The sequence below is a fragment of the Allobosea sp. 05T439 genome, assembly GCF_056396005.1.
In genome coordinates this window covers 238,273-263,461 of record NZ_JBFTKP010000006.1, presented here as the reverse complement: position 1 = coordinate 263,461, position 25,189 = coordinate 238,273, and the positions used below count along the sequence as shown (strand labels likewise).

Genomic DNA, 25,189 nt, shown 5'->3' with positions numbered 1-25,189 from the left:
GGTGGGCGGCGCGCCGTCAAACGAGGCCGACCGGCCGGCCGACGGCCTGCACCAGCAGGCGCGGGTCGCCGAAGAGCCGTTGCGCAACGCGCTTGATGTCGGCGAGCGTCACGGCGGCGAAGAGCTGGTTGCGCTCKGCGAGGAATTCCGGGCCGAAGCCGTTCACCGCCAGGCCCAGCAGCTCGGCAGCGATCTTCGGCGAGGTATCGAAGCGCAGGGGATACGAGCCGATGATGTAGCGCTTGGCCTCTTCGACCTCGTGCTCGGTCGGCCCCTCGGAGGCAAGCTTCATCATCTCCTCGCGAATGACGGCAAGCGATTCGGCCGCGCGATCGTTGCGCGTCGCAGTGCCGCCGACCAGCATCGCGCTCTCGCGCAGCGGCAGCAGGCTCGACGACACGCCATAGGCAAGGCCGCGCTTCTCGCGCACTTCAAGGAACAGGCGCGAGGTGAAAGCGGAGCCACCCAGGATATGGTTCAACACGCTGGCGGTGATGAAATCCGGATCGCGGCGCATCAGGCCCGGGCCGACGAAGCGCAGCACGGTCTGCGGCACATCGAGATCGATGACATGCGTCTCGCCAAGCCCCTGCACGGGAACGGGGTCGGTCGGGACCGGTCGAGCCGTGCCGATCGGGAGCGCGGCAAAGAGCTGATCGAGCCGCTGCGCCAGTTCTTCCGCCGTGATGTCACCGACCACGACGATCTTGAGGCCGGCGCGGGTCAGCAACTCGCGCGAGAGCGCCTTCAATCCGGCGGGCTCCGTGCGCGAGACGCTGTCGATATCGCCCTTCTCCGGACGGCCATAGGCGTGACCGGGATAGGCCGCCGCATAGAGTGCATTGCGGCAGAGCGTCTCCGGATTCTGCGCCTGACGCTGCAGGCCAGCGACGACCTGCGACTTCACGCGCTCCACGGCATCAGCATCGAAGCGCGGCGCGTTCAGCGCCAAAGCCAGCAGCGAGAACGCCTCGTCGCGATGGCGCGACAGGGTCTGCAAATGGCCGTGGAAATCGTCGCGACGGGCATCGAAGCCGAGGCTGATGGCGTGGTCGGCAAGCCGGCCGTGGAACGCTTCCGCGTCGAGATCGCCGGCCCCCTCATCGAGCAGACCCGAGACGAGGTAGGCGCTGCCGGCGGCATTGTCGGGATCGCGTGTCGCGCCACCGTCGAAGGCGAAATCGATCGCGATCAACGGCAGGCTGTGCTCCTCGACCAGCCAGGCCTCGATACCGGAGGTCGAGCGGACCTGCTGGACCGCCACCGAGGGGCCGGCAAGCGTGGAACCCGGGGTGGGGATGGGCGCGTTCATGTCGCTTCCTGACGGTGGGACGATGTCATCCCACCCGCATGAGAAAGGGGGCGCGGACTCAAGCTGCCGGCAAGAGCAGCCCGGTGACCGAACGGTCGGGCCGCAGATAGCGGCGCGCGGCCTCGATGACGGCCTCGCGCGTCACGGCTTCGATCCGTTCCGGCCAGGCCAGGACGTCCTCGACGGTTTCGCCGACGGCCAGCGAGGCACCGAAGATACGAGCGAGCGAAGATTGGCTGTCCCGGGCGAAGATGGTCTCCGCCACCAGCCGCGTGCGGGCGCGGCTCAACTCGATCTCGCTCGGCCCATCGGCAAGGAAGGTCGCGAGCGCCGCATCCAGGCCAGCTTCGAGCGCAGCCATGTCGATGCCCGGGCGTGGGCTGGTCGACATCTGAAAGGCAGCGCGATCGACCATCGAGCCCATGAAATAGGCGCTGGCACCGGCCGCGAGCTCCTGCTCGACGCAAAGCTGGCGATAAAGCCGCGACGTGGTGCCGCCGCCGAGGATATCGGCCACCAGTTCGAGCGCGAATGCCTCGCTGCGATCGCCGCTGAGATAGGTCGGCGTGAGCCAGCCCCGCCGCAGGGACGGCTGGCGCACACGCGGGTCGCTGAGCGAGACCCGGCGCGCTGCGCGCGGAGCGGGCTCGGCCGGGCGCTTGCGCACCGGGGCCTGTCCACGCGGCGCGATCTGGCCATAGGTCGCCTCGGCAAGCGTGCGCACCTCGTCGAGATCGGTGTCGCCGGCGACGACCAGGATCGCGTTCTCCGGCGTGTAGAAGCGCTGATAGTAGGTGAAGGCGTCGTCGCGCGTCAGGCCCTCGATCTCGTGCTCCCAGCCGATGATCGGCGTGCCATAGGGATGATGCACGAAGAGCGCGGAAGAGAACTCCTCCCCCAGCTGTGCAGCCGGGTCGGCATCGACGCGCATGCGTCGCTCTTCGAGCACGACATCGCGCTCGGGCGCGACCACGCTCTCATCGAAGGCGAGCCCGGTCATCCGGTCCGCCTCGTAGTCCATCATGGCGCGCAGATGTTCCTTCGGCACGCGCTGGAAATAGGCGGTGTAATCGAAGGAGGTGAAGGCGTTCTCCTGGCCGCCATAGCCCGCGACGATCTTGGAGAACTCGCCGGCCGGCCAGCGCGCCGTGCCCTTGAACATCAGGTGCTCGAGAAAATGCGCGATGCCGGACTTGCCGGCCGGATCATCGGCCGAGCCGTTGCGGTACCAGACCATATGAGTGACGACCGGCGCGCGCCTGTCCGGGACGACCACGACGTCAAGCCCGTTGGCGAGCCTGAAGGCTTCGACTGGAACCGACAAGCGTGCAGTCGGAGTATGAACCGTCATTTCAGGGTGGCACCTTCGCGGCAGGAGTGACCTTCGATATAGGCGCGATTACGCGCCGCGCCAGCGCGCGGCGCTCGCCATCACGGTTTTTCAGCGAAGGGTCAGGGCGTGCTCGGCGACGGCAGACCCTGCACGAATTCCTTCTGGCCCGTGCTGTTGGTGTCTTCACGCGGCCCGCCCCGACCGGGTCCGAGCGGCGCCGTACCAGCCGGCTTGCGGTAGCCGGTCGGCGGATCGCTCAGCAAGCGGCGCTGCGGCTCCTGGCCATGAACCAGGTTCGAGGTGTCGGTGGCAGCCTGGCGCGCCGCCAATTCACGACCGGCACGGATCGGGCCAATATTCTCCTCGAAGGTCTTGCTCTGGGTTTCCGGTGGTGCCTGAACCTGTCCGCCGGTCACGCGACCGCGACGCAGTTCCTGCTGGCTGAGCAGCGGGGTCTGGTTCAGCTTGTATTTCTCGCGCTCGGTCGCCGGAATCAGGGCGTCCTTGGCGTCCGCACGGCGGGCTGCAACATCGGGATCATTCGGCCATGCAGCCGTACGCTGCGAGGCCGGATCTTGCGGACGCGGCAAGGCGGAAGACGGCGGCACCACCAGCGGCGGGCGCTGGCGATACTCGATATCGGGCCCCTCCCCCGGCATCAGTCCAAAGGTCCGCATGGCGTTCTGGAAAAACATGCCTTCCTGAGCCGAGGCGGGAAGCGCGGCCGCGATCATGCTCCCAGCGAGCAGGATGCGGATTGCGCGAGCGCGATTGGCCATCTCAAAACCTCCGTGAAGGAACCTGCGTTCCTGTCCGTGTTTCGCCGTGTTGCACCAAGGGAAGGGCAAAAGCATGGCGACGCGCCTCAAGCCTGTGCAGACTTTGAGGCGTCAGGGCGGAAGGACTCATACAGGAGACCGAGCACACCGACAACGATAGCCGCATCGGCAATGTTGAAGATGTACCAACTGAAGCTGCCATAATGCAGGTGAACGAAGTCGACGACGGCACCGTACACAGCCCGGTCGACGCCGTTACCAAGCGCGCCGCCGACGATGAGTGCGAGACTTGCGACCGTCAGCCGGTCCGTTGCCCGCCACATCCAGCGGCTAAGCCAGATCGCCGCGACGACGGAAAGCAGCACCAGCAGCCAKGGCCCGAGATTCCCCTCCTGCTGGAACAGCCCATAGGAAATGCCGCGGTTCCAGGCCAGCACGATGGTCATGAAGGACGTTAGGTCATAGGGACCGGTTTCACCGAGATGCAAACCGAAGACCAGCCAGAGCTTCAACGCCTGGTCCAGCACGAAGACCAGCGCGACGATCCAGATCCCGAAGCGGCGCAGCGACGTCATCGCCCGGCCGCCTTGCCGAGCTCCCGCAAGGCCCTGGCGTCGCGCGGAGTGACATCGGGATGGTCGCGCTCGGCGGTCGCCGAATCGAAATACTTCCAGGAACGGGCGCATTTCACGCCGCTGGCCCGGACCGGGACGACCGCGACGCCGGGCACCTCCGGAAGCCGGAAGCCATCCTCGGGCCCCTCGCCCGCAACAATCTTGACACCCGACGTGATGCAGATCTCGGCGAGATCGACCCCCGACAGCGCCGCCAGCAGGTCGGGATCGGCGATGTGAACCTCCGGCGCGGCTTCGAGCGACGAGCCGATGCGCTTGGCCGCACGTTCCAGTTCGAGTGCGCCGGTGACGACACGCCGAACGCGGCGGATCTTGCTCCAGCGCTCGGCCAGCTCCGGATCGAGCCAGCTCTGCGGAGCCTCGGCAAAGGCTTCGAGATGCACGGAGCCACCCAGCGCCTTCTGCTCCGGATAGCGCTCGAGCCAGGCTTCCTCGGTGGTGAAGACCAGGATCGGCGCCAGCCAGGTTGCGAGACAGCGCAGGAGATGGTCGACCACTGTCAGCGCACTCTTGCGGACATGGCTCGAGAGCGGGTCGCAATAGAGCGCGTCCTTGCGGACGTCGAAATAGAAKGCGGACAGCTCCGTGTTCATGAACTGCGAGAGCAGCGTCACGACCCGCTTGTAATCATAGGTCCGATAGGCCTCCTCGACCTGCGGCCCGAGCTCCGCAAGGCGGTGCAGCATCAAACGCTCGAGCTCGGGCATCGACGCAGGCGAGGCGACGCGGATGTCCTCGCTGAAATGCGCGAGCGTGCCGAGCATCCAGCGCATGGTGTTGCGCAGCTTGCGGTAGGTCTCGACGAAGGTCTTGAGGATTTCCTTGCCGATGCGCAGATCGTCGGAATAGTCCGCCGCCGCGACCCAGAGGCGCAGGATGTCGGCGCCGGATTCCTTGATGACGTCCTGCGGCGCCGTGACATTGCCCTTCGACTTCGACATCTTCTCGCCCTTCTCGTCGAGACAGAAGCCGTGGGTCAGCACGATGTCATAGGGCGCCCGGCCGCGCGTGCCGCAGCTTTCGAGCAGGCTAGAATGGAACCAGCCGCGGTGCTGGTCAGACCCTTCCAGATACATCACCCGGTCATTGCCGCCCTCGCCGCGCCGGCGAGCCCGCAGGTCCGGCCGCTTCTCCAGCGTGAAGGCGTGGGTCGAGCCTGAATCAAACCAGACATCGAGCACGTCGGTGACGCGCTCATACATCTGCGGCTCGTAGCCGAAGGGCTTCAGGAAGCGCGCGCCGTCGACATCGGTGAACCAGGCATCGGCCCCCTCGCTCTCGAAGGCATCGGCGATGGCAGCGTTGACCCTCGGATCGACGAGGATCGTGCCGCTGTCCTTCTCGACGAAGACGGTGATCGGCACGCCCCAGGCGCGCTGGCGCGAGACAACCCAGTCAGGGCGGTTGGCGATCATGCCGGTGATGCGGTTCTCGCCAGCCGCGGGAACCCATTCGGTTTCCTTGATCGCCCTCAGAGCGCGGTTGCGCAACGTATCGACATTGCCACCCGGCGTGGACGGGACATCGGGGCCACCCAGCGCTTCGCCGAGCGGCTTGTCCATGGCGATGAACCATTGCGGCGTGTTGCGGAAGATGACCGGCTTCTTCGAGCGCCAGCTATGCGGGTACTGATGCTTCAACCGGCCGCGCGCGATGATGGTGCCGCTCGCCGCCAGCGCCTTGATCACGGCGTCGTTGGCGTCGCCCTTCTCGCCCTTGTCGGTGATGACCTGCCGGCCCTCGAAGCCCGGCGCATCCTTGGTGAAGCGACCATCGGCATCCACGGTGTAGGGGATATGCGTATCGATTCCGCGCTCGGCGAGCTTGCGGCCACTCGCCATCCAGATATCGAAATCCTCGCGACCATGGCCGGGAGCGGTGTGGACGAAGCCCGTACCGGCATCGTCGGTGACATGGTCACCGTCGAGCAACGGCACATCGAAATCGTAGCCGTGGCCGCGCAGCGGATGGGCGGCGGTCAGGCCATTCAGCTCGGCGGCATCGACATCGCGCACCAGTTCGAAGGCGTCGACCTTGGCCGCCTTGAACACGCTCTCGGCGAGAGCCTTCGCCAGCACATAGGTCGCGCCGACCTTCGCCCAGTTGCCCTCGGCCGCCGCGGTCACCCGATAGAGCCCATAGGCGATCTTGTGGTGGAAGGAGATCGCCCTGTTGCCTGGGATCGTCCAGGGGGTCGTCGTCCAGATCACGACCGAGGCGCCGGCCAGAGCATCCGCTCCCGACGCGACGGGAAAGGCCACGAACACCGTATCGCTCGTATGCTCCTCGTACTCGACCTCCGCCTCGGCCAGCGCGGTCTTCTCGACCACCGACCACATCACCGGCTTGGAGCCGCGATAGAGCTGGCCCGTTTCGGCGAACTTCATGATCTCGCGGGCGATCTGCGCCTCGGCCGGGAACGCCATGGTCAGGTAGGGATCGGCCCAGTCGCCCTCGACACCGAGGCGTTTGAACTCCTCGCGCTGAACGTTGACCCAGTGCTCGGCAAAGGCACGGCATTCCTTGCGGAATTCAACGACCGGCACATCGTCCTTGTTCAGGCCCTTGGCCCGGTATTGCTCCTCGATCTTCCACTCGATCGGCAGGCCGTGACAATCCCAGCCCGGGACATAGTTGGCATCATGGCCGAGCATCTGCTGCGAGCGGACGACGAGGTCCTTCAGCACCTTGTTGAGCGCATGGCCGATATGGAGATGGCCGTTCGCATAGGGCGGGCCATCATGCAGGATGAACCGGTCGCGGCCCTTCGCGCTCTCGCGCAGCTTGCGATAGAGCTCGATCGTCTGCCAGCGGGCGAGCAGTTCCGGCTCGCGTTGCGGCAAGCCGGCGCGCATCGGGAATTCGGTCTGAGGCAGGAACAGCGTCTGCGAATAATCAACGCTTTTCGATGGGGCGGAATTGGATTGGTCGTTCATGATCCGGCTCGGGCAGCTGGACTGGCGGGCCATGCATGGCTGGCGCGTCACCGGTCCTTAAGGACAAGGGAAAGCGGCGGTCATCCCGGCTTGCGCGGACGCCTGCGATCAGCGCAGGGCAGCGTCAGCCGGGCCCGTAATTCGCCGGAGCAATTCTATGATCTGGGCGCAATGAGCGAGCATGAACGGCTTCTAACAGGGGCAGGTTAAGGAAGGAAGGGCGGTGTTTGCGCCAGAATGGCGCGGGCCCGGGCACTGTCCTTGTCCATCTGCATGATGAGGGCTTCGAGCGAGTCGAATTTTTCCTCGCCCCGCAGCCAGGCGATCAGTGCGACATCGACGATCTTGCCATAGAGATCGCCTGCGAAATCGAAGAGGAAGGTCTCGAGCCGCGGCGCACCGTCATCGAAGGTCGGGCGACTGCCGAAGCTCGCCACGCCGTCGCGCCAGATGCCGTCGACCTTCATCCTGACGGCATAGATGCCGAATTTCAGGCGGCAATCACGGGCGAGATGCATGTTGGCGGTGGGGTAACCGAGGTCGCGCCCACGCTTGTCGCCATGGGCGATCTCGCCGCGCACGAACCAGGGCCGCCCAAGGAACTCCGCTGCGCGGCCGACATCTCCGGCTTCCAGCGCGGTGCGGATCAAGGTCGAGGAGACCGGCTCCCCCGCCCAGGAATAGGGCGGGACCACCGTGACCGGGACACCGCGCGCGCCCGCCCTCGCCTGCAGCATCTCGGGCGAGCCGKCGCGGCCCTTGCCGAAATGGAAGTCGTAGCCGCAGACGAGCCCCCCGACGCCGAGCCGCTCGAGCAGCAGGTCATCGACGAAACTCTCGGCGCTCACGGCCGCAATGGCGCGATCGAAGGGCAACACGAAGCTTTGCTTCAGCCCGGCCTGGGCGAGCAGCTCCCCCTTGACGTCGGGCGGCGTCAGCCGAAAGACCGGCTGCTCGGGGCTGAAGACCGATCGGGGATGCGGCTCGAAGGTGAAAGCGGCAGCCTCGCGGCCCTGCTTGGCCGCCATGGCGACCGCGACATGAGCGAGTTCGGCATGGCCGCGATGGACACCGTCGAAATTGCCCAGCGCCAGCACCGCTCCGCGCAAGCTGTCCGGAACCGGGCTGTCGCCATCGAGGACGAAAACATGAGGCCGGCCTGAAGAAGGCGCGGCGGCAGGACGGGTCATGGCACGAAGGGTTCCGCCTCGGCGGGGCACGCCCGCGCGCGGCAGTCAATGGCGGTTCAGGCCAGCAGCGTCAAGGACACCGGACGCAAGCCCCCTGCTTCAGCCCTTTGGCTTTGCCGGCGGCAAGGCGACCCAGGCCTCTCCCTCGAGCACGGCCTTGCCGTCGACGACACAGTCGCAGAACAGGCGCGCGCGCCGACGCTCGGCAACGAGTTCGACCACTTCGACCCGCGCCGTGACGACATCTCCGATCTTGACTGGAGCGAGGAAGGTGAGCGTCTGCGACAGGTAGACGGCGCCCGGCCCTGGCAATTTCGTGCCGAGCAGCGCGGACACGAGGCTCGCGGTCAGCATCCCGTGCGCGATGCGCTGGCCGAACTTCGTGCCCGCCGCGTAGCGCTCGCAAAGATGGATCGGATTGGCGTCCCCCGAGAGATCGGCGAAGAGCGAGACATCCCGCTCCATCACCGTGCGCATCAGGCTTTCGCTTTGGCCGATCGCGAGGTCTTCGAAAGCATGAACCTGATAGGAGACTGCGTTCATTGGTCCGGCTGCCCATGCAATTTCGATGCGCCGCCCTTGTTGCGGCGCAACATAGAATGCCACAGCCCCGGCGCCTCGGCCATGCGACTTTGGTGCCGCGGCCGGAGCGATACTTCCCGTACGTCAGTTTTCGTTCAAATTAACCGCTTCGAAACGCCAGTGCCCTATCACTCCCGGCATGGTCGCCACTCACTGAAGGCGGTCCGCGCGCGGGTATTGCCCCGCGCTGCAGTCGTTACGCTTGGAGCACCAGAATGGCTCTCGATCCGTCCATGCCCATCCTCGTGGTCGACGACTACCAGACGATGGTCCGGATCATTCGGAACCTGCTCAAGCAGCTCGGATTCGAGAATGTCGACGATGCGTCGGACGGCTCGACCGCCATCGCCAAGATGCGCGACAAGAAATACGGCCTCGTCATCTCCGACTGGAACATGGAGCCGATGACCGGCTTCGAGCTGCTCCAGCGCGTGCGCGAGGAAGATGCCCTCGCGACGACGCCGTTCATCATGGTCACGGCCGAATCCAAGACCGAGAACGTCATCGCCGCCAAGAAGGCCGGCGTGAACAACTATATCGTCAAGCCGTTCAACGCCCAGACCCTGAAGGTCAAGATGGAAGCGGTCTGCCACGCCTGAGCGTGGCCGAACGTCACCAGACGAGCTGCGGAATCGCGTAATCCGGGCGGGCATGCTGCCCTGCGAACCAGCCGTGGCGCTCTTCCCACGATTTCTCGACAAGATCCTGGGCGTGAATGCCCGCCAGCACCATGACGCTCGCCGCGCCGAAGGCGTTCGCCCCGGCGATGTCGGTTCGAATGGCATCACCAATTGCGCAAATCCGGTCTGGCGGAACGGGCTTGCCACGCCGCGCTTCGGCGATATGCAGCGCCATTTCGTAGATCGGGCGATGCGGCTTGCCGGCATAGATCACCCTGCCGCCGATCTGCTCGTACGCCAGCGCGAGCGAGCCGGCGCAGGGCACGATCTTGCCACCGCGATCGACCACCAGATCGGGATTGGCGCAGATCATCACGAGATCCCGTGCGACGAGATCGGCAAAGAGGCCGGCATAGGTCTCGGCCGTCTCGGTCTCGTCGTCGAACAATCCCGTGCAGAGCACGTAGCGCGCGTCCGCGGGTGAGACGCGCGGCGCATCCAGCCCGGCGATCAGGGGCAGGTCGCGGTCAGGGCCGAGCATGAAGACCGGCTCGCCGGACCGTTCCTCGATCAGCGCCCGGCAGACATCGCCGGAGGTCACGATCGCATCATAGGCAGCCTCCGGCACGGCAAAACGCGCGAGCTGGACCTCGATTTCACGGCGGGGACGGGGAGCGTTGGTCACCAGCACGACGGAAACACCGCGTTCCCGCATCGCAACCAGCGCATCGCAGGCGTCCTGATGAGCTGCCACGCCGTTGTGAACGACACCCCAGATATCGCACAGGCAGAGATCGAACCGGTCGGTGATTTCCGAGAATCCGCTCAATGCGACGGTGGGCGCGGTCTTGGCAGGCTGCAAAGCGGTCAACTCCCCTGAAACCAGTTGGGCTATGCGGCGCGACGGCAGCGCGGCACGGTGCCGGTTTAGGCCGTCGCAACGGGCAGCGATAGGGTTTTGTCAGGCGCTGGCGCGGCGTAGCACGGCGCGGAACGGCAGGCGCTCCGGCGCCGGGCCTTTCTGCGCAGGCCCGCTCGGCGGGGCTGGCAGCGCTGCCGCAGGCGATGTGCCGACGGTGGGATAGCCCAGAATCTCGGCCGAGATCCGCGCGGCGGGCCGCTCGGGCTCGGGCACTGGAGCGGCGGGTTTCGCCGGCTCGGGATCGGCAAAGACCTCCGGCTTGACCGGCCGCGGCGGTGAAATCACCAGCCCCTGGGCATAGGTCACGCCAAGCTCGATCATGTCCGCGACAGTCGGATCATCCTCGATCTTCTCGGCGACGAGGATGATCGAGGCCCGCGCGAGCTGAGCCGCGAGATCGGCGGCGGCGATATCGATCGAGGAACGCTCGGCTTCAGCCTGCAGCAGGGCGGCCGGCACTTTCACGAAGCGAATGCCACGATCATGCAGCGATGCCGGGTCGAACCGAAGATCGCCGACATGGTCGAGCGCGAAGCGCACGCCATTGGCGGACATCGCCCCCAGCAGGCCAAGGCTGGTCGGCTCCAGAGCGCGGAAGACGCGCTGCGGCATCTCGATCACCAGATGGCCGGCGTGCTCGCGATATTTCTCGAGGATACGGGAGAGGGTCACCAGAGCCTGCGACGAGGCCCAGGTTGCGGCGCTGAAATTACAGGCCACGAACAGGCCGCCGTCCTTGGATCCCAGATGGCGCGCGATCGCCAGCGTACGTGTCAGCACCAGTGCATCGAGCGTCGGGCCGAAACCCCGCTCCTCGACGATCGCCAGGAATTCGGCGGGGAGCAGCAAGGTGCTCTCGTCGAGACGCAGACGGACCAGCGCCTCGTAGCCACGTGTCCGGCGGTGCGGCAACTGCACGATCGGCTGGAGATGGACCTCGACCTTGCCCTCGGCCAGCGCGGTGCTGATGATCGCGGCTCGTTCATCGGCAGCGCGCAGCTGCTCGGCCTGAATGGCCTCCGCACGCGCTGCAGCAAGCGCCTCGCGATGCGCAATGCGGGCAAGCTCGGGAGCAGGCGCCGGCGGCGGCGGGGGAGCGGCTTCGGCATTGCGCCGGGCCTGCGCAGCCGAGAGTTGCGTGTCGTGATCTGCCAGCGTCGTTGCGACTTGCTGCAACAGGTCGCCGAGCAATCCGACCTCGGCCGTCAGTTCATTGATCGCAGCACGTGCGGGCGCGGCATCGGCCTCGCTCATCGGCAGTTGCTCGACACGCTGCGCCAAACTGTCAAGCCTGATGGCATTGGTAGCCAGGCGAACCTTGACCTCGCCGATCGCCGCGAAGATCTGCTCGCGCTGCGCAAGGACACGTCGCTCGTAGAAGATCGCGGATGCCGCCAACCCTGCCCCCGCCAGCAGGAGGCCGGCGGCGTTGGCCAGCGCTCCCGGCAAGGCGAGAACCGCGATTGCGCCAGCCGCCACGCCGGTCACGGCACTGGCGAGAGGATGCAAGGCGGTAAGGCGGACAGGGGCCAAGGCGACGACCGCGCGAAAGAGGTTGCTGGGGAATGAAAGCGACGAATCACTCTGCTACCCGACATTAACCGTCTGTTCACGCGCATGCGAGGGCCATGGACGAAAAGCGGCGACGGTCGGGAATTCGCTTAGTGAACGCCGCTGGCTTCAAGCCGACGCGGCCCGAGATCCGACATGATCCGGTCGATGACGGCTTCGCTGAACCCCATCCGCGACAGGTAAAGCCTGGCGTCGATCGCGAAGAGCGGAGCCGCCTGCGCCAGCCGTCGCAGGGCCGCTGAAACGCCCGGCTCATMATGCTTTCCCGCAAAGTGGAGGGCTMGGCCAAGCAAGCTGAGCGGACTGTCATCGGCGACGAAAATGGCGGCATGCGCATCCGCGAGCTTGTCATTGCCCATCAGATGCTCGGCCAGGAAGGCGTAGAAATCGTACCAGGCAGGACGGCCGCTGCTGGATGCCACAGCCCGCTGCAGCAGCGGCAGGCCTTCCGCAGGCTGACCGATCTGAACATAGCGCGCGCCGAGATCGGCCATGATGTCGGGATCGTAGGGATTGCGGACGAGCGCGGCCCGGCCCGCCCTGAAGGCATCTTCATAGGCGCCACGTGCGAAGTAAACGTCCATCATGGCCTGCTGCGCGCGTGCGCTGGACGGCGCCAGCCTGACCGCCGTCAACGCGGCGCTCAAGGCGCGATCGAGCGGCGAACCAGGCAGTGGATTGAGTCCGGCGGTGTATTCGTCGACCGTCAGCAGGGCGAGCTGCGACCAGGCGGGATGGAAGGCAGGGTCGCGCTCCAGAACCGCCTCCAGGCAGTTGCGGGCGGCCAGGTGATCTTCGGCGCGCATGGTGCGGCGGATATTCAGCGCCTGGAAGACACAGCGCATCGGCGACGCCGTCATCGTCTGGCGATAGTCGGCGTGAATGATGCCGAAGGGCTCGGCAAGCCTGACTGCGAGCCGTCGGGCGATCTCGCGCAATTCCGGAGCGTCCTCGCCCTTCGGCAATGTCCGGATGGCAGACGTCGTCCAGACCACACGACCGTCCTTGACGGAGCGCAACCGGCCGAAGCCTTCCGTCGCCCCGCCTTGCCGCGTCGCATTCATCTCGAAGACATAGTCGGCGCCGCTATAGAGGTCCGCGCCGGCGGCCGGCGTACGAACGGTAACGAGATCGTCGAATCGAGCCAGGGCATCGACCAGGAGCCGCGTGAAGGCCTGCACCAGCCCGGCCAGCTCCGGATCGTCGGCCGCGCCGCTCAGCGATACGACGACCATCGGCAAATGAGCCGACGCGCTCGATCCCGCGCGACGCGCTGCCTCCTCGATCAGTTGAGCCTGGCGCACCAGCGGGTCGGGTTGCGGTGTCGTCTCGAGCGGCGGGAGGTAGTGCCAAGTGGCGAGAGGCACGATCACGAGGACCAGCGCTAACACGGCGAGCCAGTGCCCGAGCCTGAAACCGTGCCTGCTCGGCCGCTCAGGGACCGGCAGCTGGGCCGCCCTGGCGTCGCCGGGCGCCATGCGCTCCTGCGCCGGCTCGGCCGGCATCCCGGCAGCCCCAAGATGTTCAAAGACAGGGACGTAAGCGCCGACCGGCATGGAAATGCGGATCGTGTCGTCGGCGCCATCGCCCTGATAATACTGGCCTAGCGCCCTGCGCAGACGACCGGCCTCGACCCTGACGATGGGGTCGGACTGCGGGTCGAAATCTGCCGGTCGGCCGAAGGCCTCAACCGCAATGGTGTAACCCTTGAGTTCCGAGCTGCGCCCTTCGATGCGGCGCTCCACGATGAAGTTCAGAAATGCGGAGAGCTGCGGTGCACTGCGAAACGCATCCGATGTCAGGATGCGTTCAAGGGCCTCACGGACAGCGAGAGCCTCCGGGTCTGCGAGCCGGTCGGTATCCTGACTGCTCTCGACCATTGGGGTTTGGTCCAGTTTGTTCCCCCCTTCATCCAAACTACGCCAAAACCGACGTTACGTCATTCGCAACGTCGAAGCGACCGGGCGACCGCGGCGCGCAGTGGTGCCCCGCCTCGCCCGCAATTTACAGCCCGCTTTGCGCTGTTAGGTTGAGAGAAGCTTAATTGTACAGGATGCGGCCGACAGCCTTCGTCTCGCAGCCGGGCGAAAACCCCCGTGATTTCGAAGCATTCTGCATGCCATTCGGCGTGTGCCGGCTCGTCAAGCAGACCCGGCGCATGGTCGCGTGCCGAAGCGTGTTTTACTAGGGCCGCGTAGGTAAGCCGGTAATGGGTGGCCCGGCCAGATGGCGGCGCTCAATGCGAAGCCTGCAGGCAGGCCGATCATCCCGGCGTTCAAGCCCCTGCCGACCAGCCGGACTACACCCCTTCCGTTCCGTTCGATCGCCTCGAGGTCTTTGCCGCGGAGCCCTGCTCGCTGTGCTGCCTCCAGGAGGTCTCGACCACGTCTTCTTCGCAGGCCAGCCTACCGAAGGGGTAGACACCCTGATGAAGAGCGCGCGGCCCCGCCGGAACGTCTCCCGGGAGGGAGCTGGGACGCACCTGAGCGGCTGCAGGCTCGGCCATCGCGGCGTCGGATCTGGCGGGATTTCGGTCAGCGGCATCGTCCGCAAGCACCCATTTTTCGGTGGATTGCTCTCAGATTCCGGCCATCCCCGTCGCAGCCGCGCTCGCGAAAAGCAGGCACTTGCGAAGGGCGAATCGGAATGTCGCGCGCGTTTCGCGCGCTTGAGCGAATCGTCACGTTTCGGTCGTCGTGTCCGGTTCCGGGCCAGTCAGGGGTTCGGCCGACCCATCACCGCCCAAAGGCTGCCGCAGGCGCCTGCGAGAGGCTGCGCCAGGCTCCGGTTCTGCCAAGGGCCGGCGAGCGGCAAGATCACGCACGCCGCAGCTTGTTGTAGCGGGCGATCAGCCTGTCGCGCTTCAGGCGTGACAGGCGATCGACCCAGAAAATGCCGTCGAGCTGATCGATCTCGTGCTGGTGGCAAACGGCGAGCAGGCCATCTGCCTCTTCGAACTGTTCCGCACCGTCCAGGTCCCGATAGGTGACATGGACGCGGGCATGACGCTCGATCTCGTCTGCAACCCCCGCCATCGAAACGCTGCCCTCGTGGTGGCGGATCATGTCAGGTGAAGCCCAGGCGATCGCCGGGTTCACATAGGTCCGAACCTCACCCGGCGACAGCTCCAGCACGACCAGCCGCTGGAGAAGACCGATATGCGGCGCCGTTATGCCGATGCCGGGAGCCGCCCGCATCGTTTCCAGCAAATCGGCCGCGAGCGAGCGAAGCACCGCATCGAAACGCGTCACCGGCTCGGCTGCCATGCGCAGCCGAGAATCGGGAAAGCCAATGATCGGCCGAATCGTCACGCGGTGGCCTCAGGGGATTATGCGGCAGCCTTCTTCTCCGCATTGCCATAGTAGCTCTCGCCCGTCTTCGCCATGCGCTTGAGCTGCCGGTTCGGCCTGAAGCGCTCTCCATGGGTCCTGGCGAGCTTCTCGCAGAGCTTCACGAAGACGGCCGCGCCCATGTTGTCGATGTAGGAGAGCGTGCCGCCCGAATAGGGCGCGAAACCGAAGCCGATGATCGAGCCGACATCCGCCTCGCGAGGATCGGTCACGACACCTTCCTCATAGGTGCGGGCAGCTTCCAGGGCCTGGGTGACGAGCAGGCGTTCCTTGAGCTCCTGCATGTCGATGAGCTCGGGGTCGAGCCGGTTCTTCGTCAGCTCGGCAAGCCCCGGCCAAAGCCGCTTCGGGCCGGCTTCCGGATAGTCGTAGAAGCCTTTCCTGTTCTTGCGGCCGAGGCGGCCATGCGTCTCGACCATCTCGGTGAGCAGTCTTTCCTGCGCCGGATCGACCGCCTGTTCGCCGAGTTGGGCCTTGGTCGCCTTCAGCACCTTGTAGGCGAGATCGACCGCGACCTCGTCATTGAGGGACAGCGGACCGACCGGCATGCCGGCCTGCTTGCCGGCGGCCTCGATCATCGCCGGGGGCACGCCCTCCATCAGCATCAGATGGCCTTCGCGGATGTAGTTGCCGACACAGCGGTTGGCATAGAAGCCGCGCGTGTCGTTGACGACGATCGGCGTCTTCCTGATGGCGCGGACGAAATCGAGCGCCATGGCGAGCGCCTTCTTGCCGGTCTTCTTGGCCATGATGATCTCGACCAGGAGCATCTTCTCGAMCGGCGAGAAGAAATGCACGCCGATGAAATTCTTCGGGCGCTGCGAGTGCTGGGCGAGCCCGGTGATCGGAAGCGTCGATGTATTGGAGCCGAAGATCGTCCTTGGTCCGACCACCGCCTCGACCTTGGCGATGACCTCGGCCTTGACCTTCGGATCCTCGAACACGGCCTCGATGACGAGATCGCAGCCCTTGAGATCGGCATAGTCCGCCGAGGCGATGATCCGGCCGAGCAGCGCGTCGCGGTCGGCCGTCTTGGCGCGCCCCTTCATGATCTGGTCGGAAACCAGCTTATGCGAATAGGCCTTGCCCTTCTCGGCCGCCTCGATGTCGCGGTCGATCAGGATGACGTCCAGGCCTGCCTGGGCGGTGACATAGGCGATGCCCGCGCCCATGAAGCCTGCGCCGACAACGCCGACCTTCTTCAGCCTGCTCGCCGGGACATCGGCCGGGCGGMGAGCCCCCTTGTTCAGCTCCTGCATCGAGACGAAGAGCGTGCGGATCATCGAGGCCGCCTCCTTCGTCCGCAGAATTTTTGCGAAATAGCGGCTCTCGACCCTGAGGCCGAGATCGATCGGCAACTGCAGGCCCTCATAGACTGCGCTCAGGATGGCGCGTGCGGCCGGGTAGTTGTCATTCGTCTCGCGGCGATAGATCGCGTTGGCCGGTGGCCAGATCTGCATGCCGGCGGGCGAATAGACCTTGTTGGAAGGCAGCTTGAACTTGGGATCGTCCCAGGGCGCCTTGGCCTGCGGATTGGCCTTCAGCCACTCCCGGGCGTTCTGAAGCATCTGATCCCGCGGCACGGCCGCATGGACGAGGCCGCTGTTTCGGGCCGGCAGCGCCTTGATCTGCTCGCCCTTGAACATCATCTGCAGCGCGTCGCCGGTCTGCATCAGGCGCGAGACACGCTGCGTACCGCCGGCGCCGGGGAAGAGCCCGACCTTGATCTCGGGCAGGCCGACGCGGGTTGAGGCATCGTCCGAGGCGACACGATACTGGCAGGCGAGCGCAAGTTCGAAGGCACCACCGAGGCAGACGCCATGGATGGCGGCTGCGAACGGCTTCCCGCAGGTTTCGAGCTTGCGATAGAGCAGCGAGAGCTTGCGGCTTTCGTCGAAGAAGGTCTGCATCGCAGCCGCTTCGCCCTTCTCCCTGGCAAGCCCGACATAGAGGTCGCGCAGCCCCTGGAGCATGGTCAGGTCCGCACCGCCCGAGAAGGCTTCCTTGCCGGAGGTAATGACGCAGCCCTTGATCGCCTCGCTCGAGACGACATGGTCGATGACCTGGTTCAACTCGGCCATGACCTCGGGGGTGATGACGTTCATCGAACGGCCGGGCATGTCCCAGATCAGGGTCGCAATGCCGTCGGCGTCGGTCTCGAAGCGGAAATTGGTGAGGTTCATAGGTTCTCTCCCCTTCGTGCCGATCAGACGCGTTCGATGATGGTCGCGACGCCCATGCCGGCGGCGACGCAAAGCGTGACGAGTGCGGTCTGCTTGTTCGTGCGCTCGAGTTCGTCGAGCACAGTGCCGAGGATCATCGCGCCCGTGGCGCCGAGCGGATGGCCCATCGCAATGGCGCCGCCATTGACGTTGAGGATGGCGTCGTCGATGTCGAAGGCCTGCTGATAGCGCAGCACCACCGAGGAGAAGGCCTCGTTCAGCTCGAACAGGTCGATATCCCCTGTGGTCATGCCGGCCTTTTTCAGAACCAGCTCCGTGACGTCGACCGGCCCGGTCAGCATCAGCGCCAGATCGGAACCGACAGTGGCGAAGGCCCGGATGCGGGCGCGCGGCTTCAGGCCAGCCGCCTTGCCGCCCTTCTTCGAGCCGACGAGCACGGCAGCCGCACCATCGACGATACCGGAGGAATTGCCGGCGTGATGCACGTGATTGACGAACTCCACATCGGGGTGAGCCGCCGTCGCGACGGCATCGAAACCACCCATCTCGCCCATCTGGACGAAGGATGCCTTGAGCGCTGCCAAGGCCTGCATGTCCGTATTCGGACGAATGGTCTCGTCGCGGTCGAGGAGAATCAGCCCGTTAACGTCGGTGACCGGGATGACCGAATTCCTGAAGCGGCCTTCAGCCCAGGCGGCGGCGGCCTTCTTGTGCGAGCGCACGGCAAAGGCGTCGACATCGTCACGCGAGAAGCCGTATTTCGTGGCGATCAGATCGGCCGAGACGCCTTGCGGCATGAAATAGGTGTCGATCGCGACGGACGGATCGACCGCAATGCCGAAGCCCGAGGCGCCCATGCCGACGCGGCTCATGCTCTCGACGCCGCCACCGATCGCCATCTCCTTCTGGCCGGCCATGACCTGCGCCGCGGCAAGGTTCACCGCGTCGAGGCCCGAGGCGCAGAAGCGGTTGATCTGCACGCCCGGCACTTCCTTGCCGTACCCCGCCTTGAGCGCGACGGTCCGCGCGATATCGGCGCCGGCCTCGCCGACCGGATCGACGCAGCCAAAGACGACATCCTCGACCAGCTTGGGCTCGAGCTTGTTGCGGTCCTTGATCGCACGCAGCACCTGCGTGCCGAGTTCGATCGCCGTGACCTCGTGCAGCGAGCCGTCGGCCTTGCCCTTGCCGCGCGGCGTCCGAACGTGATCGTAGATGAATGCGTCAGCCATCAAGGCCTCCCGGGGCTCGCCGCAATGGCGGCTCGTTGTTGGGACTTCGCCAACATGGCCGGGCATGTCCCGGCCATCTGGAAGCGAAGGCAATCTGCAAGCGATGCCCGGGTCAAGCCCGGGCATGACCTTTGGTCTGCTCAGAACTGCTCTGCCGAGAGCGCCATGGTGGAATCGGCGCCGGCCGTGATCCGTGCCAGATGCGCGGCCGTCTCCGGCAGGGTGCGCTCCATGAAGAAGCGCGCGGTGACGAGCTTGGTGTTCATCCGCTCGGTCGCGCCATTGGCACCGGCTTTGAGCTTGTCCTGCGCAGCCTTGGCGATCTTCACCCACATATAGCCGAGCGAGACGAGGCCGAGCAGGTGCATGTAGTCGGTTGCGCCGGCACCGGCATTGTCAGGCTTGGCGAGGGCGTTGTTCATGAACCACATCGTMGCCTGCTGGAGATGACCGAGCGAGGCCAGCAGGGGAGCGAGCAGCGGCTTCAGCCCCTCGTCCTCGCCATGTTCCTTGATGAAGCCGCCGACCTCGTTGAAGAAGGCCATGATGGCGCGGCCGCCGTCTCGGCCGAGCTTKCGGCCGATCAGGTCCATGGCCTGCACGCCATTGGCGCCCTCGTAGATCATGGCGATGCGCGCGTCGCGCACGAACTGCTCCATGCCCCATTCGGCGATGTAGCCATGGCCGCCATACATCTGCTGGGCCTTCACCGCGTTGTCGAAACCGACATCGGTCAGGACACCCTTGAGCACGGGGGTCATCAGTCCAAGCTGATCGTCGGCGGCCTGGCGTTCGGCGGCATCGGCAGAACGGTGGGCGACATCGGATTTCAGCGCGTTCCACAGCACGAAGGCGCGCGCAGCCTCGTTGAAGGCCTTGATCGACATCAGCGTGCGACGGACATCGGGATGGACGATGATCGGATCGGCAGCCTTGTCCGGCTCCTTGGCGCCGGTCAGCGCCCGTCCCTGGAGGCGGTCCTTGGCATAGGCAACAGCGTTCTGATAGGCGACCTCGGACTGGGCGAGCCCCTGGATCGCGACGCCGAGGCGGGCCTCGTTCATCATCACGAACATGACGTTGAGGCCCTTGTTCTCGGTGCCGATGAGCCAGCCCCTGGCACCGTCATAGTTCATGACGCAGGTCGAATTGCCGTGGATGCCCATCTTGTGCTCGATCGAGCCGCAGGAGACGCCGTTGCGCTCGCCGACCGCGCCGTCGGCGCCGACCACGTTGCGCGGCACCACGAAGAGCGAGATGCCCTTGACGCCGGCGGGAGCCCCCTCGATGCGGGCGAGCACGAGATGGATGATGTTCTCGGTGATGTCCTGCTCGCCGGCCGAGATGAAGATCTTGGTGCCGGAGATCGCATAGGAACCATCGCCATTCGGCACGGCCTTGGTCTTGATCAGGCCGAGATCGGTGCCGCAATGCGGCTCCGTCAGGTTCATCGTGCCCGACCAGACACCCTCGACCATCTTCGGGATATAGGTGCGCTTCTGCTCCTCAGTGCCGTGCACGTAGAGTGCGGCGATCGCGCCCATGGTCAGGCCGGGATACATCGAGAACGCCATGTTCGCCGCCGAGGCATATTCGTTCATCACGGCGCCGAGCGTATAGGGCAGGCCCTGGCCGCCATATTCGGGATCCATGGCAAGTCCGATCCAGCCGCCCTCGGCATAGGCCTTGTGCGCCTCCTTGAAGCCCTTTGGCGTCGTCACGGATCCGTCAGGGTTGCGCTTGCAGCCCTCCTGGTCGCCGGAATGGTTCAACGGCTGGAGCACTTCCTCGCAGAGCTTGGCACCCTCGCCCAGCACCGCCGCGACCACATCGGGCGTCGCATCCGCGAAACCCGGCAGGTTGTTGTAGCGTTCGATGTTGAAGACGTCGTTGAGCAGGAACAGGGTGTCTTCGACGGGCGCCTTGTAGACCGGCATGGTGTCCTCCCTCTCGCGCAGCGCGGCCGCCTGCAGAATGCGATCCGGGGCAGCCATTCATCAGATAGTTTATATATAAACAATCTATGGGTGACTTGTGAAGAGGGCTGGGCCATTTTGTTGCCGCACCCTGTCGCGTTTCCCATCCGCAGCGCATGACAAAACGGCCCCGGACACAAGTCCGGAGCCGTCAATCCCGATCAAATGATCGATAATCCGTGCCGTGAGGCGCTCAGGCCTTGTCGAGGCCCGCAAGCGTCGCTTCGAGCTCGGCGATCGCGCCTTCGATCTCGACCTGCTGCGAGCGCAGCAATTCGAGCTGCTCGGCAATCTGCCCGCGGGTGAGCTGCAGCCCGCCGACCGAAGCCGACTTCTCTGCGCCGGCCTCGCCCTTCTTTTCCTCATTGGCGAGCATGGCGCGGATTTCAACCAGCGTGAAACCGAGCTGCTTGCCCTTGAGGATCAGCGCAAGCCGCGAGCGATCGCGGCCGGAATAGATGCGCGTCATGCCCGAGCGGGCCGGAGCAAGGAGACCGCGCGATTCATAGAAGCGAAGCGTGCGCAGGGTCACCGCGAAATCGCGGGCAAGGTCGCTGATGGTGAAACCACCAGCCGAGTCGGCTTCACTGGAAGTAGGCGTCGACGATGTGCGGCCGGTATCTGAAGAGCCGGCCGCCATAGCATTGCTGTGGCGCGACATGGAGTTCCTTAAAAAGTTTGGACGCAGGGAACCGCCGGCATCGGTGGCGACGAAGTTCCGTTGGGTAGGGGGAATAGCTCGCCCCATCTCCTAGCGTCAGGTAATATCGGCCAATTGGGGGTAAATTACGGTTACGAGCCCGGCATTCGTGCTGCCCCTGTCCGGGCGTTTGCAAAAAATTAACGGCCGGCCCCCGGATATTAACCGTCCGTTTACCGTGACGGCCAAAAGTCGGGTCTGCGAGCCAGGCCGTCGTCAGCGGCAACTGAATCTTCACGATCGCCTGTTTCGCGCGGGGAAGCTGCGGCGCCAGGGGGCTGCGCATCCCGACTGAAGACCGGTCCCCTTAGGCGAGCGAGATCATGGCCAATAGCTTGCCCTGGAGCGTCAAGGGCGTTGATCCGCGCACCCGCGATGCCGCAAAGGCCGCGGCGCGGCGCGCCGGAATGACCCTGGGTGAATGGCTGGACCACAAGATTCGCGTCGAGGCGGAAGAGAGCGAGCCGACAGCCGCCCCTCTGGAGCAGCTCGACATCGCAGCGCTGTCCGAGCGCCTCGCCAAGCTCTCCCAAGGGCAGATGGAAACCTCCTCGCAGGCCGCAGCAAGCGCTGCGGCGCCGCAGTTTGCTCCCGAGATGTCGCGGGGCCAGATCGAGGCCGCGTTGTCGCAGGCCGCCCTCGCCGAGCGCATGACCCGGGAATCGAGCGCCAAGACGGCCGGCGCCCTGGATTCGATCGCGCGCTGGATCGAGAAGACCGAGAACCGTCTCGTCAGCGGCGAGCGCAGTAACGCCGAGCGTCAGGAACGCGCCACCAACGTCATCGCCGACGCGATCAAGACCATGGGCGAGCGCATTGCCGAGATCGAGCGCAAGGCGGTTGATGCCCAGAGCAAGGCTGCCGCCGCCCGCCCGGCCCTGAATCGCGATGGCCTGGCCGCAGCGGTGACGGATATCCGCACGCGCCAGCGCATGCTGGATACCGATCCCGAAGCCGCCGCCTCGGGCCGGACAGGCCTGAGCGAGAGCCGGGTCGCGGCCTTGCGGCAGGATCTCCGATCGTTGGGCGAGAGGGTCGGCGCCAGGGGCGACCATCCCTCTCTCATGTCCGAGCGCCTCTCCCCGGCTGCGGCGTCACGCCAGGTCGAAACGCCCGCACTGGAAAGGCTGATTGCCGATCTCGGTTCGAAGCTGGAGCGGCTGGACCGGAACGACCGTATCGAGCCTATCCTGAAGCCTCTGGCGCGGATCGAAACCGAAGTCGCCCGCCTCGCCCGCGAGAATTCCGGCGAGAGCTATGCCCGTTTCGAGCTGGAGCTCGCGCATCTCGCCGCCAAGGTCGACGCACTCGCGGCGCGCGGCAGCGACCGCGCTGCACTGACCCCTGTGCTTCGCGACATCGCAGAATTGCGTGAACTGCTCGCCACGAGCACCGGCGATAACCGCCTCGGCGATCTTTCGCATCAGGTTTCGGCTCTGGCGGGCGAAGTCGCCCGGCTGCGCGACGGGCAGCCTGATGCACTCTCGATGCGTGGCCTGTCCCAGGCGATCGAGGACGTGCGCGACGCCCTGCTCACCGACCGTTTCGGCGATCCCGCCCCGCTGCTTTCGCTGTCGCGGCAGGTCGAGGCGCTAGCTGACAAGGTCGATTCGCTGCCCGTGATGCGCCCCGAGGTGATCACGTCTCAGACCGAGCAACTCTTCGCGCGGCTCAACGAGATCGGCGCCTCCGGCTCTCCGGCATCGAACGAGCTGTCGCGCCGGATTGAGGCCCTCATCATCAAGCTCGAGGATGTCTCCGATCGGCAGCCGAACCAGCTCGCGGACCGGATCGACAGCCTGCAGCACCAGATCGAGACGCTGGCGGATCACGGCCCGGCAGCAGTCATGAAGCAGATCGAAGGGTTGGCTGCCCGGATCGAGAGTCTCGCAGCCTCCAGCAACCTGACCCAGATGGTCCATGACGGCGGCAACGTACAGGTCGCGCGCGTCGACATGCGCCCGGTTGAGGACATGTTGCGCAGCCTCGCCGAGAAGATCGACGAGGCGGGACGCCCTGGCGCCGAATCCGATTCCTTCGATGCACTCGAACAGCAGATCGCCGGCCTCGCCAGCCGGCTCGACGAGGCCGTCGCGACGCGTTCGGCCGAGACCGGGATCGAGCGCACGCTGCAGGACCTCGTGCGACACCTCCAGACCGTGCGCGAGGACACCGCAGCCGCGGCCGAACGTGCCGCACGCACCGCCATGGCCGATATGGCGAGCAAGCCCCCCGCTCAGGCGGGAGGCTTTGCTGAGCTGAGCACCCTGGTTTCCGGACTGCGCGAGAGCAACGCCGCCTCCGGCCGGGAGACGCAGGACGCGATCGGCGCCGTCCATCAGACCCTCGAGACGATCATCTCGCGCCTCGCCAGCCTCGAAGCCGAGCTCGGCCTCGAGCGGAAGGAGGTCGCGCTCGCACCGGCCCCGGCGGCCGCGGCGCGCCCCTCCACCATGCCGTCGACGCGTGGCCTTGCACTTCCTGCCAGCATGAGCGCCGCGATCGAGGATCGCTTTGGCGCCCGGCTGGAGACGACCCGGCCGGCGGAACGCGCAGCAGAAGCGCCTGCCGCCAGGTCCCATGACCTGCCGCTCGAACCGGGCTCGGGCCGGCCGCGCCAGGACACACCGGCCGCTCCGGCCGCGGCAGCCCAGGATCCTCAATCGGTCCGCCAGAACCTGATCGCTGCGGCACGGCGTTCGGCAAAGGCGGCCTCCGAAGCCGCAGCCTCTGTGCCCGCGGCGGAAGCCGAGCGCAGCGGCACCAGCACCTCCAAGGGCGGCAAGCTCAAGGAGATCATGGAGAAGCGTCGCCGCCCGCTCCTGCTCGGGCTGGCCGCTGTCGTTCTTGCCATGGGCACCGCCCATGTCGTCACCGGCGCACTGCAAAGCCCGAAGACGAAGGCCGCCGGCAACGAAACCGTTCAGACTCCTGCCTCCGCTCCCGCCGTCGCTGCCCCGGAACCCGCCGCCCCGGAAGCTCCAGCCAAGCCCACGAAGGATCAGAGCTCGGTGCTTTCGCCGGTCGAACTCGGCCCGGCCGCCGCCTTCGCGGGACCGGCAGCCCCGATTCTCGGCTCTCCCGAAACCACCAGCTCGACCACCCAACCGACGGCAACCGCCGCGCTGCCGCCAGCGACCGCGCCCGACCCGGTTCAGGCCGTCACCGGGCTCGGCGACCTGCCTGCCGGATTTGGAACGCCAGGCCTGCGCAAGGCCGCCCAGGCAGGTGATGCCCGTGCCGTCTACGAGCTCGCCAGCCGCGCGGCCGATGGCAGCAACGCGACACGCGATCCGAAACTGGCCTTGCGCCTGTTCGAACGCGCCGCGGTCGCCGGGCTGGCGCCAGCGCAGTTCCGACTGGCCAACATGTTCGAGAAGGGCGTGGGCACCCAGCGCGACATCGCACTGGCGCGGGTCTGGTACTCCCGTGCCGCAGAGCGCGGGAATGCCAAGGCCATGCACAATCTCGCCGTGCTTTATGCCGAGGGCGTCGACGGCAAGGCGGACTATGCGACGGCGACGGAATGGTTCCGCCGCGCCGCGGACGCAGGCGTGCGCGACAGCCAATACAATCTCGCCGTTCTGCTGGGCCGCGGCCTCGGCGTGCCAGCCGATCTCAGCCAGTCCTATCTCTGGTTCGCCATCGCCGCCAAGCAGGGCGACGACGATGCGGCCCGCAAGCGTGACGAAGTCGCCGGACGCCTCAACCCCAACGACCTGGCAGCGGCGAAGCTCGCTGTCGATTCCTGGAAGGCAAAGGTGCTCGAGCCTGGCGCCAACGAGGTTGCGGCACCGGCACAGGGTTGGGAAGACAATACAAGCGCGGCCGTCAGGAAGCCCGCAAAGCCAGCTCGCAGCTAATGCA

The 25,189-nt window shown here is 66.0% G+C and carries 17 protein-coding genes; 2 read left to right on the top strand and 15 right to left on the bottom strand.

Annotated features, from left to right (window positions below; all coding sequences use genetic code 11):
- Positions 1–16: 16 nt before the first annotated feature.
- From AC1DIO_RS09655 to AC1DIO_RS09625, 7 genes are all read right to left on the bottom strand, one after another.
- Entirely contained in the window at positions 17–1,312 is a 1,296-nt protein-coding gene (locus AC1DIO_RS09655) for a M16 family metallopeptidase (protein ID WP_441506122.1), read from the bottom strand.
- A gap of 58 nt (positions 1,313–1,370) precedes the next feature.
- Positions 1,371–2,663: a M16 family metallopeptidase gene (locus tag AC1DIO_RS09650; RefSeq protein WP_441488865.1), complete on the bottom strand. Its 1,293-nt coding sequence runs from the start codon at positions 2,661–2,663 to the stop codon at positions 1,371–1,373.
- Between the two features lie 101 nt (positions 2,664–2,764).
- Complete coding sequence (locus AC1DIO_RS09645; protein WP_441488864.1) at positions 2,765–3,424, bottom strand: hypothetical protein; 660 nt, start codon at positions 3,422–3,424, stop codon at positions 2,765–2,767.
- A gap of 86 nt (positions 3,425–3,510) precedes the next feature.
- Positions 3,511–3,999, bottom strand: coding sequence for a signal peptidase II (gene lspA, locus AC1DIO_RS09640; RefSeq protein ID WP_441488863.1), 489 nt, complete (start codon positions 3,997–3,999; stop codon positions 3,511–3,513).
- Entirely contained in the window at positions 3,996–6,995 is a 3,000-nt protein-coding gene (gene ileS / locus AC1DIO_RS09635) for an isoleucine--tRNA ligase (protein WP_441506121.1), read from the bottom strand. Before ileS ends, lspA begins: the two co-directional genes overlap by 4 nt.
- Positions 6,996–7,201: 206 nt before the next feature.
- Complete coding sequence (locus tag AC1DIO_RS09630) at positions 7,202–8,185, bottom strand: bifunctional riboflavin kinase/FAD synthetase (protein ID WP_476853358.1); 984 nt, start codon at positions 8,183–8,185, stop codon at positions 7,202–7,204.
- 99 nt (positions 8,186–8,284) lie between these two features.
- A complete protein-coding gene (locus AC1DIO_RS09625) occupies positions 8,285–8,728 on the bottom strand; it encodes a MaoC family dehydratase (protein WP_441506119.1) in 444 nt (147 codons plus the stop codon).
- A gap of 254 nt (positions 8,729–8,982) precedes the next feature.
- Between AC1DIO_RS09625 and AC1DIO_RS09620 the strand changes: the two genes are divergently transcribed.
- Positions 8,983–9,366, top strand: a complete 384-nt coding sequence (locus AC1DIO_RS09620; protein WP_043231142.1) for a response regulator — start codon at positions 8,983–8,985, stop codon at positions 9,364–9,366.
- Positions 9,367–9,379: 13 nt separating this feature from the next.
- On the opposite strand, the gene AC1DIO_RS09615 is transcribed toward AC1DIO_RS09620, so the two are convergent.
- The 8 genes from AC1DIO_RS09615 to AC1DIO_RS09580 all read right to left on the bottom strand — a co-directional run bounded on the left by AC1DIO_RS09615 (position 9,380) and on the right by AC1DIO_RS09580 (position 21,283).
- Positions 9,380–10,249 carry a TIGR01459 family HAD-type hydrolase gene (locus AC1DIO_RS09615; protein WP_441488860.1) on the bottom strand — a complete coding sequence of 290 codons (870 nt, stop codon included), beginning with the start codon at positions 10,247–10,249 and terminating at the stop codon, positions 9,380–9,382.
- Positions 10,250–10,348: 99 nt separating this feature from the next.
- Complete coding sequence (locus tag AC1DIO_RS09610) at positions 10,349–11,842, bottom strand: EAL domain-containing protein (RefSeq protein WP_441506118.1); 1,494 nt, start codon at positions 11,840–11,842, stop codon at positions 10,349–10,351.
- Between the two features lie 128 nt (positions 11,843–11,970).
- Complete coding sequence (locus tag AC1DIO_RS09605) at positions 11,971–13,761, bottom strand: hypothetical protein (protein WP_476853357.1); 1,791 nt, start codon at positions 13,759–13,761, stop codon at positions 11,971–11,973.
- A gap of 936 nt (positions 13,762–14,697) precedes the next feature.
- The gene (locus tag AC1DIO_RS09600; RefSeq protein WP_441506116.1) at positions 14,698–15,192 is read right to left on the bottom strand and encodes a peptide deformylase; all 495 of its coding nucleotides are present in this window, start codon (positions 15,190–15,192) and stop codon (positions 14,698–14,700) included.
- Positions 15,193–15,209: 17 nt separating this feature from the next.
- Positions 15,210–17,414 (bottom strand): 3-hydroxyacyl-CoA dehydrogenase NAD-binding domain-containing protein, encoded by a 2,205-nt coding sequence (locus AC1DIO_RS09595; protein WP_476853356.1) that lies wholly within the window; start codon positions 17,412–17,414, stop codon positions 15,210–15,212.
- Between the two features lie 23 nt (positions 17,415–17,437).
- The gene (locus AC1DIO_RS09590; protein WP_441506114.1) at positions 17,438–18,646 is read right to left on the bottom strand and encodes an acetyl-CoA C-acetyltransferase; all 1,209 of its coding nucleotides are present in this window, start codon (positions 18,644–18,646) and stop codon (positions 17,438–17,440) included.
- A gap of 140 nt (positions 18,647–18,786) precedes the next feature.
- Complete coding sequence (locus AC1DIO_RS09585; RefSeq protein ID WP_441506140.1) at positions 18,787–20,583, bottom strand: acyl-CoA dehydrogenase C-terminal domain-containing protein; 1,797 nt, start codon at positions 20,581–20,583, stop codon at positions 18,787–18,789.
- A gap of 232 nt (positions 20,584–20,815) precedes the next feature.
- On the bottom strand, positions 20,816–21,283 hold the full coding sequence (locus tag AC1DIO_RS09580; RefSeq protein WP_441488853.1) for a MerR family transcriptional regulator: 468 nt from the start codon (positions 21,281–21,283) through the stop codon (positions 20,816–20,818).
- A 362-nt stretch (positions 21,284–21,645) separates the two neighbouring features.
- On the opposite strand from AC1DIO_RS09580, the gene AC1DIO_RS09575 reads away from it, so the two are divergent.
- On the top strand, positions 21,646–25,185 hold the full coding sequence (locus tag AC1DIO_RS09575) for an SEL1-like repeat protein (protein ID WP_441506113.1): 3,540 nt from the start codon (positions 21,646–21,648) through the stop codon (positions 25,183–25,185).
- The last annotated feature ends 4 nt before the right edge of the window (positions 25,186–25,189 follow it).